The organism is Micromonospora okii (assembly GCF_020884795.1).
In the GTDB taxonomy this organism is placed as follows: Bacteria; Actinomycetota; Actinomycetes; order Mycobacteriales; family Micromonosporaceae; genus Micromonospora; species Micromonospora okii.
In genome coordinates, this window is sequence record NZ_BBZF01000019.1 from 126888 (window position 1) to 140293 (window position 13406).

The window sequence follows — 13406 nt, forward strand, 5'->3', positions numbered from 1 at the left end:
TGTACGCGTGGCTGGCGGGTGAGGCCGGCGTGATCCGCACGCTGCGCCGGCACCTCGTGGTCGAGCGGGGGCTGGACCGGCGGGCGGTGGCCTTCATGGGCTACTGGCGGCTGGGCCGCGCCGATCCGGCCTGAACCGCCGCCGCCCTGCCCGTCGCGGTCAGGACGGTGCGCGACCGGCGCCGCCGCCGGTCGCGCACCCGGGCTCGGCGGAGAGCGTCGCCCGCAGCCGCCGCCGCTGCGGGCGACTGACCAGGAACTCGGTGGCCGCGGTGACCAGGCAGATCGCGGCGAGCCAGCTCAGCGCCCACAGCGCGGAGACCCGGGCGGTCAGCGGCAGCAGCGCCAGCAGCAGCGCGGCGGCGGTGAGCCGGGGCCAGACCACGGCCCGCGCCCCGGCGCCCAACTGCCACTGGAAGGCGGCGTGGGCCACCAGGAACAGGACGACGCCCCCGTACATCGCGCGCCGACCCAGGTCGTCCAGTGGTTCGGCGTGACCGGCCACGCCGGACAGGGCGGGCACCTGCTTGAGCCCGAGGGCCAGCAGGATGATCCCGGCGATCATCGGCAGGTGCAGGTAGCTGTAGCAGGAGCGGGCGATGGCGACCCGCCGGGCCGGGGTGGCAGCGGCCAGGGCGTGCTCGCCCGCCAGCGCGGAGAGGTCGAAGTAGATCCACTCGAGGGCGCCGGCGACGACGACGGCGAGCGCGGACGCGACGAGCAGACCGGGCGTGTTGGGCTGGTCGGCCCCGGCGAGACCGACGGCGACGAGCACCTCGCCGAGCGCCACGATGATGATCAGGTTGTGCCGCTCGGCCCAGTGCCGGGCGGAGAGGACGGCCCGCTCCGACACCGGCAGCGCCAGCGCGGCGGCGTAGTCCACGACGACGGCCAGCGCCCACAGGCCGACCTGCGACACCGGCACCGCGTCCGGGTCGAGCGCCGAGCGGGGCAGCAGGGCCGCGGCGAGCAGCAGCGCCGCGCCGGCGACCATCGGCGCGGTCAGCGCCGCGACGTCGCGTCCGCGCAGCCCCGGCGAGGCGTAGAGGCGTACGGCGAGGTAGATGACCCGGGCTGCGACGAAGCACACGACGAACCACAGCGTCGGCTCGACACTGTCGCCCGTCTCGGCGAACGCCTCGCGCGTGTTGACCGCCAGCACGAACATGACCGGCGTGGCCACCAGGAGGGTCACCCGTCCCAGGCCGTAGTCGGCGCGGACCCGGTTGCCCAGCCAGGCGAACAGCGTCCAGGACCACCAGAGCATCGACAGGACCAGAAGGCCGCGCAGCGTGCCGAGGTGCGCCGGATCGGTCATCAACGTGGTGACCTGGATGAAGGCGAAGACGAAGACCACGTCGAAGAAGAGCTCCGCCGTGGTGACCCGGGTCTCCTCGGTGACCGGCCGCAACCCGGGTCGGAGCCGTCCAGCCGCGGGTGGGGGCCTCGGGTCGGGGGACCGGCCGGCGGGCCCGCTTTCCGGGGGCTCACGGGTCACCTGGTCCTCCTGCCCGGGCGGGACGGGTCGGCGGGCCGTCTTCCCGGGGCCGAGCCCGGCAAACCGGACAGCCGGTGGTTCCGTCGGCCTTTTTCGACCCGGCCGACAATCCCGCTGGGCTTTTCCGGCGCGGCGGCCTATGGTGGCCCGATGCATCCCGCCGCCCCGACCGCCCGCGTCCGCGTCACCGTCGTGACGCCGACGCCGGCTGCCGTCGGGCGGTGTCGCCCCGCAGCCCGCCCGGCGCTGCCGGCCTGCGCGCCGGCCGTCGCCGTCGCCCCCGGCCAGGGGCTGCCGAGCCCGATCCCCACCGGTCGTGGCCCTCCCGAAGCGCATTCCGCAAACGGGATCGGCCAGGGCGAAGCTTTCCAGCTTCGGCCCTTTTTCTTTTTCCCCGGAAGGGACGTGACATGACCATCGAGACCCAGAGCCAGTGGCTCACCGACCTGCGTGTGACGCTGACCGACGACCACGCGACGCAGACCGCCCGGTTGACCGAGCTGACCGCCGACACCGGCGACCCGGGCGACGCCCACACCCGGGCCGCGCTGATCGCCGCAACCCGGCAGAACGTGGAGCGCATCGCCGACGCGCTGCGCGCCATGGCCGAGGGCCGCTATGGCGCCTGCGAGGCGTGCGGGACGCAGATCCCGCCGGAGCGGCTGCAGGTCGTGCCGCACGCCCGGCGCTGCGTGCCCTGCCAGCGCTGACGGGCCACCCGCCCGGCCCCCCGACGCCCGCCCGCGAGCCGGGCGGGCGAGCCGGCGGCCGTCGCCGCGTCAGTCGTCGACGGCCACCGGCTCATTGGCCACGCACCGCAACTTCAGCTCGTGCTCGCCGCCCGGCCCCACGAACGTGACCTCGACGTCGTCGTCGGGGCCCCGGTCGGCGTCGCCCACCCGGTAGCCCTGCGCGGGGGCCCAGGACACCAGCCGCACCCCGCCCGGCACGCACTCGGCCACGGCGGTGCCGCCGGACGTGGCGAAGACCCCCCGACGCCCGACAGCAGGCGGGGCGTCGGGCGTCGGCGAACCGGCCTCCGGCGGCGGCGTCGCGCCCGGCCCCGCCGACGTCGGCTCCGGCGAGGCCAGCGCCCGCTCCACCTCGTCCTGGCTGAGCACCCCGCCCGGGGTACCGGTGATGCTCTCTCCGACCAGCCGGATCGCGGCCACCCCGACCAGGGTGGCGAGCACGGCGGTGGCCAGCCACCCGGCGAAGGCGAGGACGCGACGGCGCATCCCCCGACTATCCCCGACCGAGGGTTGGCGGCAGCGCCACACCACGCTAAGGGAGGGTTAAGAAGCGGGCCGGGGGCCGGCGTGGCGACTAGCCTGCACCGTGTGCCCCGCCTGCTGCTCGTCGAGGACGACCTGACCATCCGCACGCCGCTGGTGCGGGCGCTGCGGGACCGGGGGCACGCCGTGGCCGCCGCGTCGACCGCGATGGCGGGGCTGCGCGACGCCCTCGACGACCGGCCCGACCTCGTCGTGCTGGACCTGGGCCTGCCCGACCTCGACGGCCGGGAGCTGCTGCGGATGCTGCGGGCGGTCAGCGCGGTCCCGGTCATCGTGGCCACCGCCCGCGACGACGAGACCGAGATCGTCCGGGTCCTCGACGCCGGCGCCGACGACTACGTGGTGAAGCCGTTCACCGCCGCCCAACTGGACGCGCGGGTGCGGGCGGTGCTGCGCCGCGCGGCGTCCTCGGCGGCGGGAGAGCCGGCGCTGGTCGTCGGCGGGCTGCGGGTCGATTCGCGCTCGCGGCAGGTGACCCTCGACGGGGCGCCGGTGGAGCTGACCCCGCGCGAGTTCGACCTGCTGCACCACCTCGCCGCCCGGCCCGGGGAGGTGGTCACGAAGCGGGAACTGCTCACCGAGGTGTGGCAGATCCCGTACGGCGGCGCGGACAAGACGGTCGACGTGCACCTGTCCTGGCTGCGCCGCAAGCTGGGCGAGAGCGCGCAACAACCCCGTTACCTGCACACCGTGCGGGGCGTGGGCGTCCGGCTGGAGTCGCCGGGGAGCGGCGGGTGAGGGCGCGGCTGGCGCTGCTCGCCGCCGCGGTCAGCGTGCTCACCCTGGTCGCCTTCCTCGTCCCGCTGGCGCTGCTGGTGCGCGCCGTGGCGGAGGACCGGGCCACGGTCCGGGCGACCGCCGACGCGCAGAGCCTGGTGCCGGTGGTGGGCACGGCCGACGCCGCGACCATCCGGCTGACCGTCGAGCAGCTCGCCGCCGAGTCGGGCCGCCCGGTCAGCGTCTTCCTGCCCGGCGACACGGTGCTGGGCACGCCCGCCCCGCGTACCCCCGCAGTGGCCCTGGCCGAGCGGGGCCGCAGCCTCACCGTGGAGTCGGACGCCGGACGCGAGGTGGTCATCGCCGTGCAGGGCCGCCCGGACGGCACGGGCGTGATCCGCACGGTGGTGCCGCGCGCCGAGCTGACCGCCGGGGTGCAGCGGGCCTGGCTGCTGCTGGCCCTGCTGGTGCTGGTGCTGGTGCTGGTCGGGTTGCTGGTGGCCGACCGGCTGGCCCGCACCCTGGTCCGGCCGATCGCCCAGCTCTCCGCGGTGTCGCACCGGCTGGCCAACGCCGAGCTGGACGCCCGGGTGGCTCCCGCCGGCCCGGCGGAGCTGCGCGAGGTGGCCGGCGCGCTCAACCACCTGGCGGGGCGCATCCAGGTGCTGCTCGCGCAGGAGCGGGAGCAGGTGGCCGACCTGTCCCACCGGCTGCGCACCCCGCTGACGGCGCTGCGGCTGGAGGCCGAGTCGCTGCGTGAGCCGCAGGACGCGGCGCGGATCACCGCCGCGGCGGACGGGCTGGAACGGGCCGTCACCGGGCTGATCCGCCAGGCCCGCCGCGACCGGTCGTCGGCCGCCCCCGCCGACGCGGCGGCGGTGGTCGCCGATCGGGTGGCGTTCTGGTCGGTGCTGGCCGAGGACACCGGGCGGGAGGTCCGCTGCGACCTGGCCTCCGGCCCGCTGCCGGTCCGGGTGCCCGCCGACGAGCTGGCCGCCGCGCTCGACGCGCTGCTGGGCAACGTGTTCGCGCACACCCCGGACGGCACCGGGTTCGCCGTGCGCCTCGCCCGGGACACCGACGGGGTGGTCCTCACCGTGGCCGACGAGGGCCCCGGGATGCCGGCGGCCACGGTGCGCCGGGGGGCCAGCCCCGCCGGCTCCACCGGCCTGGGCCTGGACATCGCCCGACGGGCCGCCGAGGCGGCCGGTGGCCGCATGGAGCTGCGAGCCGCCCCGGGCGGCGGCGCGCAGGTGCGCCTCCGGCTGGGGCAGCCGGCGACCTTAACCGCGTCTTAGCGTCGGTACAGCGCGCCGCTATCCCGCCCTGGCCGATCCTCGATGACAGCAACCGAGGAAAGGTGCACCGAGATGAAACGCAAGTCCCTGATCATGGCGTCGGTCGGCGGCGCGGCGGTGCTGGCGGTGGCCGGGGTCGCCGCCGGTGCCACGGCCGTCGGTGCCACCACGACCGCTCCGCCCGCCGCGACCGCTCCGGCGACCACCCCGCCCGCCGCGACTGCTCCGCCTGCGGCGACCGCTCCCGCGACCGTTCCGCCCGGGACGACCGCTCCGCCCGCCGCGACCGTTCCGCCCGGGGCGGGCGTCGACGAGCGGCGGGCCGGCGAGATCGCGCTGGCGCGCGCCGGCGGCGGCCAGGTCGTCGAGGTCGAGGCTGAGGACGAGGACGGCCGCCAGGTGTGGAGCGTCGAGGTCGTCAACGGGCAGACCGAGCACGAGGTCGATGTGGACCGCAACGACGGCACCGTGGTCAAGGCCGAGCAGGAGCCGGTCGACGACGACAAGGACGACGACGCCGACGACGATGACAAGGACGACGACGGCGACGACGACTGACCGGGCGTGCCCGCCGGGGCCGGGCCACCCGCCCGCGCCCGGCCCGGCCGGTCAGGCGGCCCGGCGCGTGCTCGCCTGACCGGCGTACGGCGGCAGCAGCCGCAGCGGCGTCGGCTCCTCGGCCTGGTCCAGGTCGACGCGCCACCGGGACCGGCCCGTGCGTCCCTGTCGGGGCGACGGGCCGCCCGGGCGCAGCCCCGGCCGCGACAGCAGCGCGGTGAGCACCCAGCCGACCACCAGGAATGCGTGGCTGACCAGCCGCGACACGGCGACCTGGCCGGTCATCAGGTCGTTGACCGACAGCAGCACCAGCGTCGCGACGAAGGCGCTGAGCATCGGCAGCACGCCGGCCGGCGCGAACCTGCGCGCCGCCACGAAGAGGAACCCCGCGCCGACGGCGACGTTCCACGCCGCCGACTCGTGCCAGAGATGCTGGCCCGCCGCGTGGGCGTGCGCCCCGACCGCGCCCCGCCCCACCTGCGCCAGCCCGAGCACCACCTGCACGGCGCCCACCAGGCCCAGCGCGCCGCGCAGCCCGGCGACCAGCCGGCCCCGCGTCGCGCGCCGCGCGGGCGCGGGGCCGGCCGGGACGGCGGCGAGGATCGCGTCGGCGAGGTCGGGCGCCGGGGCCACCACGCGGGTACGCGCCCGCCGGGTCACCGCCGCCGCCGCGTCGAACCAGGCTCGGCAGTCACCGCACGTGACCAGGTGCCCCTCGGCCGCGCTCCGCTCGGCGGGGGTCTCCTCCCCGTCTAGCTGGGCCGACAGCATCTCCCGCCACCGCTCACACCGCATGTACCGATAGTCGCTCACCGCCGCCGGGAGGTTCCCGCCGACCCGCCACCGCGACGCCGGGCCCGCGTGTCCACAGTGGACGGGAGCGGCATTTGTGATCTCATGTGCCGATGATCAGTCCCACTCCTCTGATGGGCCTCGTGGCCGGTGTGTGGGGGTTCAAGACCCTCGCCGTCGGCGTCGAACTCGGCCTGTTCACCCGCCTGGCCGGCGGCCGGACCATGACCGTCGCCGAGGCCGCCGCCGAGTTCGGCTTCGACGAGCGCCCGGCCGACCTGCTGCTGGCCGCCAGCGCCTCCCTCGGCCTGCTGGTCAGGGCCGGCGACGGCTACCGCAACTCCGAGCTCGCCGAGCAGTTCCTGGTCGAGGGGCGGCCCTACTACTTCGGCGCGCAGGTCCGCTACTCCGACCTGCGCACCTACCTGCCGTGGCACCGCATCGGCGACGCGCTGCGCACCAACCGGCCCCTCACCTGGGAGCCGGGGGCGCAGCAGTCGATGTTCGACACCACCGACCCGGAGATGCTGGCGCAGTTCTGGGACGCCATGTACTCCACCTCCAGCTTCACCGCCCGCGCCCTGGCCGACGCGTACGACTTCGGCGCGCACACCCGGCTGCTCGACGTGGGCGGCGGGGCCGGCGCGTTCCCGATCGAGTTCTGCCGGCGGCTGCCGGAGCTGCGCGCCACGATCCTCGACCTGCCGCACGTGTGCGAGCGGGCCCGCGAGCGCGTCGCCGAGGCGGGGCTGACCGGGCGCGTCGACGCCGTCGCCGGCGACTTCCTCGCCGACCCGGCCCTGCCCGACGGGCACGACGTGATCCTGCTGAGCATGATCCTGCACGACTGGGACGAGCCGACCAACCGGGCGCTGCTGGCCAGGTGCCACGCGGCGCTGCCCCCGGGCGGGGCGGTGGTCATCTGCGAGCTGCTGCTCAACGACGAGCGCACCGGCCCGCCGGAGGCGGCCCTGATGGGGCTGAACATGCTGGTCGAGACCGAGGGCGGGAAGAACTACTCCCGCGCCGAGTACGCCGCCTGGCTGGCCGACGCCGGGTTCGTCGACGTGCGCACCGTGTGGTTCGAGGCGCCGGGCGCCAACGGCGCGGTGGTCGGCCGGCGGGCCTGACCCGGCGGCGGGCCGGGCCGGGCGCAGCCCCGGCCCGGCCTGCTCACCGCGCGTCGGCCGGCTTGTGCGCGACGACCAGCTCCCAGGCGCCGGGCAGCACCGCCACCCGCTCGAAGCCGACCTTGGCGAGCAGGGCGGTGTAGAACTCGACCTCCCGCAGCCGGCTGACGCTGCTGTCCACGCCGATGAGGAAGTAGCTCCAGAAGAACTGCATCGCCAGCCGGTCCGGGGTGCGGAACTCCTCGCAGATCAGCAGCATCCCGCCCGGGGCGAGCGCCGCGTACGCCCGCTCGACCAGCCCGCGCGCCACGTCGTCGGGCCAGTCGTGCAGCACCCGGACGAATGACAGCGCGTCGTAGCCGGTCGGCAGCGGCGCGGCGAAGAAGTCGCCGGGAACGAAGCCCAGCCGGTCGCCGTGGCCGCTGCGGGCCCGGGTGTCCGCGACGAGGGGCGCCACCGCCGGCAGGTTGTAGACGTCGGCGCGCAGGTCGGGGGCGTCGTCGAGGACGCGCGCGGCGAGGGTGCCGTCGCCGCCGCCGACGTCGAGCAGGCGGCGGCGGCCCGCCCAGAGGGCGCGGGCGTGCCGGTGCACCGCCTCGACGACCGGGCCGAGCCCGACGGCCATGCTCCGCTCGAAGGCGGCGGTCTGCTCGTCGGTGCGCGGCGGCCAGGCGAAGTCGTCGTCGCTCATGCTGACCTCCCCGCGCAGGGTCTCGGCCAGCCGGCCGTGCAGCACCCGCCACGGGTAGCGGTCCCGGTCCCGCTCCTGCGCGTCCGGCCCCACCACCGCGACCACGGCGTCGCGCAGCCCGGGAACGGCCCGGTAGGCGGTCGCGGCGAGGTCGTCGCAGGCGTACCGCTCGACGAAGCCGAGGCTCTCCAGGCAGTCGAGGAACTTGTACAGCCTCGGCGGCAGCACCCCGAACCGGGTGGCGAGGTCGCCGAGGCGGGCCGGCCCCGGCTCCAGGGCGTCCAGCAGCCCCATGCCGAGGGCGGTCTCCAGCACGTCCATGGCCTTGGGCCCGTTGGCGAGCAGGCTCATCAGCGCCCGGGGCGACAGGGTGACGGTCATCGGCCCAGCTCCTTCTCCAGCGCGTCCATGAACGCGTCGACCTCGTCGAGGGTGTTGTAGACGTGCGGGCCGACCCGCAGGTAGCCCCGCCAACTGCAGATCACGTCCCGCTCGGCGAGCCGGCGCTTGACCGTCTCCCCGTCGGGCACGTCGAGGCACACGACGCCGCCGCGCCGGCCCGGCTCGGTCGGGCTGACCACCGTCACGCCGGCCGCCGCCGCCCGCTCCACGATCCGGGCCGTGCACGCCAGCGAGTGCCGGCGGATCGCGTCGACCCCCACCCCGGCCAGCAGGTCCAGGCCCACCTGGGAGACCAGCGAGGTGAGCGGGAACGGGGTGCCGCCGGCGAACCGCTGCGCACCGGGCGCCCAACCGGTCGACGGCTGGAAGGTCAGCGCCCGGTCGCCGGCCTGCCAGCCGGTCGCCGCCGGTTCCAGCTCCGACGCGAGGTCCGGGCGGACGTAGAGGAAGGCGGTGGCGATCCCGCACAGCCACTTGTGCGCGCCGCCGAGGACGACGTCGACGCCGAGCGCGGTGACGTCCAGCGGCACGATCCCGACGGTCTGGAAGGCGTCGACGACCACCAGCGCACCGACGTCGTGGGCGCGGGCGACCAGTCGCGGCAGGTCGAGGGTCGCGCCGGAGGTGAAGCTGGCGTGCGGCACGCACACCAGCAGCGTCCGCTCGTCGACGCGCCCGCACAGGGCGTCCTCGTCGAACAGCGGGCCGCCGGAGCCGACCACGTCGAGTTCGGCCCCGTACCGGCCGAACGCCTTCCAGACGAACGGCACGGTGGGGAACTCCAGGTCGGTGGTGACGACCCGGTTGCGCGGGGCGCGGTAGTCGAAGCAGGAGGCGACCCGGGCCAGCAGGGTGCTCAGGTTCGTGTCGGTGACCACGCTGCCCGCCGGCGCGCCGATGAACGCGGCCAGCGAGTCGGCGTACCGGTCGAGGCCGACGTGCCAGCCCTGCCACACGTCGTCGCGCCAGGTGCGCAGCGTCCGCCCGTACTCCGCCAGCACCCGCTGCGCGCCCCGGGGCACCGCGCCGGTGGAGTTGTTGTTCAGGTAGACGCCGGTCTCCAGCAGGGGGAACTCGGCGCGCAGGGCGGCGTGCGCGGCGGCGTCGAGGCAGCGCGCCTCGTCGGCCGCCGGTCGCGGGTCGGGTGCGCTCACGCGGGGCAGCCTCCGGTCTCCTCGCGGGACGACGCCGGCCACGGGCCGTGGCCGACGGTGGTGAAGACCGGCACGGAGCGGGCGGCGGCCAGGTAGGGCGTCCCCTCGGTGTAGCCGGTGCCGGGCTGGTCGCCGAGCATCCGGGTGGCCAGCCGGTGGTGGGTGCGGCGCCACTGGAGCAGGGCCGCCGCGAACTCGCCCATCCGCCGCCGCACCAGGTCGCGGTCGGGCCCGGCCAGCCGGCCGTCGCGCACGGCCGTCCGGTAGGCGGCGTCGATCGTCGGCGCCCCGGCGAGCACCCCGGCCCGCACCTCCGGCACCGAGCGGTAGGCGGCCGAGGCCAGCCGGGCCCCGTCGGGGGTACGGCACAGCGACTCCACCAGCTTGTAGGAGCGGGACTGGATGGCGCTGGCCCCCTCCGTGTACGCCCGGAACGTGCGGAACGACTCCGGCTGCATGGTGGCCAGCAGCGAGAAGAGCGGGCCGGCGGCGGCGAGCTGGTCCCGGGCGTGGGTGAGCCGGTCGGCGGCCGGCCGCGCCCGGCCCCGGGCCACGTCGCCGACCGCCGCGCGCAGCTCGTCGGCGAGCGCCGCGAAGACGCACTCGTACGCCTGGAGCACCCGGATGAACAGGTACTCGTCGTGCGACACGTACACCGGCAGCATGGTCAGCCGCAGGATCCGCTCCTCGGCGGCGGTGCGGTCGGCGCGGGCGAGGGCGGTCAGCGCCGCCGCCGCTGCCTGCGGTCGGGAGCCCTCGGGCGGCGCGACCAGGCCGAGGCGGGTCAGCGCCGGCGCCGCCGCCCGGACCCCGAGCCGGTGGCGCTTGGCCACCAGCGCCGGGCCGGGGCGCTGCTCGGGCAGCAGGCTCGTGGCCCCGGCCCCGGCGGCCAGTTCGAACGCCAGCGCGTCGGCGATGAGGCGGACCAGGAGCCGGTCGCGTTCCCGCCGCCCGCCGTCCGGGTCGCCCGCCGTGTTCCCGTCCCCGGTGGGCAGCCCGAGCAGGGGCAGCCCGAGGTAGCTGCGGTAGTCGTACCGGCCGTCCCACTTGTCGAGGGCGACGTCGAGGAAGTCGCGCAGCAGCCGGGCGGGGCCCGGCCGCCCGGCGGCGTCCGGGCCGCCACGGGCGGCGGGAAGCTGCGCCCGGATCTCGTCGAGAAGGGCGAGCAGTTCCTTTTCGACGAAGTGTTTGCCGACCCGGTGGAACTCGGCCAGCACGGCGGGGTAGGGAAAATTGTCGGGGTCGGAAAAGCCGGACACCCAACTCGTCAGCTCACGCACGAACCGCACCTCGACATGACGTTTGTGTGGCACACGGACGGTGGGAGGCGGGGCGTTCCGGTTACGGCAGATGGGGCGCGGAATGGTCGTCCGTCGGCTCGTCGGCGGTGCTCGTCCGGGCCCGCCACAGCTCGGGGAAGAACCGGTGCTCGATCAGCTTGGCGAGCATGGTCGCCGGGCTGCCCTTGGTGCCGGCGGGGGCGTGGCCGCCGATGCGGACGGCGACCTGGTAGTGCCGCACGCGCCAGAACGAGACCCGCTCGTCCCACTCGACCATCGCCTCGGCCAGCCGGTGCAGCGGGTCGGTCGGCGTCGCCGCGGCGAGCGCCGACAGCTCGATCCGCCGGGCGGCGAGGTGCTCGCAGAACGCCCGGCCGAGCTGCCGGCTGGCGCCCTGGACCCGCCGCCAGCCGGGTGATTCGGCCCCGGAGCCGTTGCCGAGCGCGGGCTGCATCGCCTGGAAGTCGGCGGGGGAGAGGTAGCGGAACATCTCGAGCTGGTCGGTGACCAGTCGCACCCCGAGCGTCGCCCGGGTGATCAGCGGCTCCGCCGCGGCCGGGTCGCCGGCGTCGATCCGGCACGCCGCCTCGGTCAGCTCGGCCTCCGCGAGCTTGAGCCACAGCTCGGCGGACTGGTGCACCACCTGGAAGAGCAGTTCGTCGCGGTGGATCATCTGCCCCGGAGGCCGCTGGAGGTCCAGCAACGCGTCCGTGCGCATGTAGCGCGCGTAGTCCGTGTCGCCGTCGCCGGGCAGCACGGCAGAATGGTCCCGCTTCACGGAATTGTCCCCTCGTTCGACGTCGGGGGCAGGTGAACCCGACCGCGACGGATCATCGCGGCGCACAGTATCCAACGACCAACTGCAATATGTCACGCCCCCGTCGCAGACTGTCCACTGCCGGTGGGAATGGCGGCTTCCCGACGGTTTCCGGCGAAAGGCGGGCGACATGGCGGGGGCCGGCGGCGCCCGGGAACGGCCGGTCGCTCAGCCCGGCGGCGCGGGCCGGGGTGCGCCGGCGACGCGGTCCAGCCACTCCGCGAGCAGGGCCTTCTCGGCCGCCGTCAGCCCCGTGGCGAGCCTCGGCAGCGCGGCCCGCAGCGCGACGGCGTGCCGCACGGCGGAGCGGGGGTCCGGCCCGGGGGCGGCGCGGGCGATGGGGCTGTCGGTGGCCACCGCCGCGATCACCGCCTCCCGGGTCGCCGCCGACAGGGCCGGGTCGCGCTCGGGCGGCGCGACGCGCAGCAGGGCGAGGGTCACCCCGGACGCGGCGGCGTGCGTGATCCCGGTGGCCCGGTCGACGGGGACGCGCAGCCGGCCGGCCTCGGCCACCCGCTGCACGAGCTGGCCCAGGATGTCGCCGGCCACCCGGGCGGCGGTCGGCTGCTCGCCGGGGCGCGGGTCGCCGTACATGAGGGCGTAGCAGGCGGGGTCGGCGAGGCCGAACTCGACGTGCAGGTCCCAGCCCTGGCGCAGGGCGTCCACCGGGTCCTCGGCGGGTTCGTGGGAGGCCTTGGAGTGCAGGTACGCGGCGAAGCCGTAGCTGGCGGCGGCGTCGAGCAGCCCCCGCATGTCTCCGAACTGGCGGTAGAGCGTGGGCGCCTGCACCCCGGCGGCCCGCGCGACGGCCCGGGTGGAGACCGCCTCCCGGCCGCCCTGGGCGAGCAGCGCCGCGGCGGCCCGCACGATCCGGTCCCGGGGCGACGTGTCGATCATGACAGCGACGATACGTGGATCATGATAACGCCGCTAATCACAGCGCTATCGCGTCGGTGTTAGCAGCGGAAACCGCAGGTCAGGGGATGTTAGCCGGTCAGCCGCGCAGGGCCAGGTCGAGCACCGCGCCGAGCCCGTTGGGCCGACCCGGCTCCGCCTCCGGCAACACCAGCGCCGCGCAGCCGGCCCGCACGGCCCCGGCGTCGGCCGCCGTGTCGCCCACCATCAGCGCCCGCTCCGCGTCCACGCCGAGCATCCCGCACGCCCGCCAGAAGATCGCCGGGTCCGGCTTGCAGCGCCCCACCTCGTACGACAGGGCGTACGCGTCGATCAGCCCGTCGAGCCCCCACGCCGCGAAGAACGGCCGGATGTCGAAGCCGATGTTGCTGACCACGGCCACCTTCACCCCGCCCGCCTTCAACGCCGCCAGGGTCGGCGCGGTGTCCGGGTACGGCACCCAGCCCTCGGGCACCAGCACCCGCTCGTACAGCGCCTCGGCGAAGCCCTCGATCCCGGCGTCCACGGTCGCCGCCAGGGCCGTGTACGCGCCCCGGTGGGCGTGCGGGTAGAGGTCCCGCTCGGCCCACAGCTCCGCCACCGCCGGCGGCACCCGGGCCGGCAGGGGCCCGCCCGCCCGGCCGGCGGTGAGCAGGCGGTCGGCCAGCGCCGTGGCCCGCATCCGCTCCAGGCTCACGCCGCAGGCCGTCGCGGCGGCGAGCACCCAGGCGTGCGGCTCCTCCACCTGGGCGAGGGTGCCGTGGAAGTCGAACAGCACGGCCTCGACGGGCCGCCGGGACGCCCCGGCGCTGGCGGCGTCGCCGCTTCGGGGACTCGACTGGGGCGGTTCGGCATGGTCCGGCACGCCGTGCACCCTACCG

At 76.1% G+C, this 13406-nt stretch carries 15 protein-coding genes; 6 read left to right on the forward strand and 9 right to left on the reverse strand.

The features are described 5' to 3' along the window. Positions 1-134 (forward strand): SIP domain-containing protein (locus LPU43_RS17530; protein ID WP_229401722.1); only part of this gene is annotated, 134 nt, incomplete at its 5' end. A 25-nt stretch (positions 135-159) separates the two neighbouring features. Here LPU43_RS17530 and LPU43_RS17535 read toward each other — a convergent pair. Continuing rightward, the gene (locus LPU43_RS17535) at positions 160-1410 is read right to left on the reverse strand and encodes a low temperature requirement protein A (protein WP_229401526.1); all 1251 of its coding nucleotides are present in this window, start codon (positions 1408-1410) and stop codon (positions 160-162) included. Positions 1411-1907: 497 nt separating this feature from the next. Between LPU43_RS17535 and LPU43_RS17540 the strand changes: the two genes are divergently transcribed. Continuing rightward, complete coding sequence (locus LPU43_RS17540; RefSeq protein ID WP_229401527.1) at positions 1908-2207, forward strand: TraR/DksA family transcriptional regulator; 300 nt, start codon at positions 1908-1910, stop codon at positions 2205-2207. Positions 2208-2276: 69 nt separating this feature from the next. Here the strand turns inward: LPU43_RS17540 and LPU43_RS17545 are convergent, their stop codons facing one another. Continuing rightward, complete coding sequence (locus tag LPU43_RS17545; protein WP_229401528.1) at positions 2277-2735, reverse strand: septum formation initiator; 459 nt, start codon at positions 2733-2735, stop codon at positions 2277-2279. A gap of 102 nt (positions 2736-2837) precedes the next feature. Between LPU43_RS17545 and LPU43_RS17550 the strand changes: the two genes are divergently transcribed. From LPU43_RS17550 to LPU43_RS17560, 3 genes are all read left to right on the forward strand, one after another. After that, complete coding sequence (locus tag LPU43_RS17550) at positions 2838-3530, forward strand: response regulator transcription factor (protein ID WP_229401529.1); 693 nt, start codon at positions 2838-2840, stop codon at positions 3528-3530. After that, positions 3527-4807: a sensor histidine kinase gene (locus LPU43_RS17555; protein WP_229401530.1), complete on the forward strand. Its 1281-nt coding sequence runs from the start codon at positions 3527-3529 to the stop codon at positions 4805-4807. Before LPU43_RS17550 ends, LPU43_RS17555 begins: the two co-directional genes overlap by 4 nt. Positions 4808-4879: 72 nt before the next feature. Then, positions 4880-5365: a PepSY domain-containing protein gene (locus LPU43_RS17560; RefSeq protein WP_229401531.1), complete on the forward strand. Its 486-nt coding sequence runs from the start codon at positions 4880-4882 to the stop codon at positions 5363-5365. Positions 5366-5416: 51 nt separating this feature from the next. Here the strand turns inward: LPU43_RS17560 and LPU43_RS17565 are convergent, their stop codons facing one another. Further along, positions 5417-6160: a zf-HC2 domain-containing protein gene (locus LPU43_RS17565; protein WP_229401532.1), complete on the reverse strand. Its 744-nt coding sequence runs from the start codon at positions 6158-6160 to the stop codon at positions 5417-5419. Positions 6161-6270: 110 nt separating this feature from the next. On the opposite strand from LPU43_RS17565, the gene LPU43_RS17570 reads away from it, so the two are divergent. After that, positions 6271-7287, forward strand: a complete 1017-nt coding sequence (locus tag LPU43_RS17570) for a methyltransferase (protein ID WP_229401533.1) — start codon at positions 6271-6273, stop codon at positions 7285-7287. Positions 7288-7330: 43 nt separating this feature from the next. Here LPU43_RS17570 and LPU43_RS17575 read toward each other — a convergent pair whose 3' ends face one another. The 6 genes from LPU43_RS17575 to LPU43_RS17600 form a co-directional block, all read right to left on the reverse strand. Further along, on the reverse strand, positions 7331-8359 hold the full coding sequence (locus tag LPU43_RS17575) for a methyltransferase (protein WP_229401534.1): 1029 nt from the start codon (positions 8357-8359) through the stop codon (positions 7331-7333). After that, complete coding sequence (locus tag LPU43_RS17580; RefSeq protein WP_229401535.1) at positions 8356-9534, reverse strand: aminotransferase class V-fold PLP-dependent enzyme; 1179 nt, start codon at positions 9532-9534, stop codon at positions 8356-8358. Before LPU43_RS17580 ends, LPU43_RS17575 begins: the two co-directional genes overlap by 4 nt. Continuing rightward, entirely contained in the window at positions 9531-10823 is a 1293-nt protein-coding gene (locus LPU43_RS17585) for a tryptophan 2,3-dioxygenase (protein WP_306416148.1), read from the reverse strand. Before LPU43_RS17585 ends, LPU43_RS17580 begins: the two co-directional genes overlap by 4 nt. 52 nt (positions 10824-10875) lie before the next feature. Further along, a complete protein-coding gene (locus tag LPU43_RS17590; protein WP_229401537.1) occupies positions 10876-11592 on the reverse strand; it encodes a tryptophan 2,3-dioxygenase family protein in 717 nt (238 codons plus the stop codon). Positions 11593-11799: 207 nt separating this feature from the next. Then, a complete protein-coding gene (locus LPU43_RS17595; RefSeq protein WP_229401538.1) occupies positions 11800-12528 on the reverse strand; it encodes a TetR/AcrR family transcriptional regulator in 729 nt (242 codons plus the stop codon). Between the two features lie 97 nt (positions 12529-12625). Further along, positions 12626-13390, reverse strand: coding sequence for an HAD family hydrolase (locus LPU43_RS17600; RefSeq protein WP_373321739.1), 765 nt, complete (start codon positions 13388-13390; stop codon positions 12626-12628). Positions 13391-13406 lie beyond the last annotated feature (16 nt).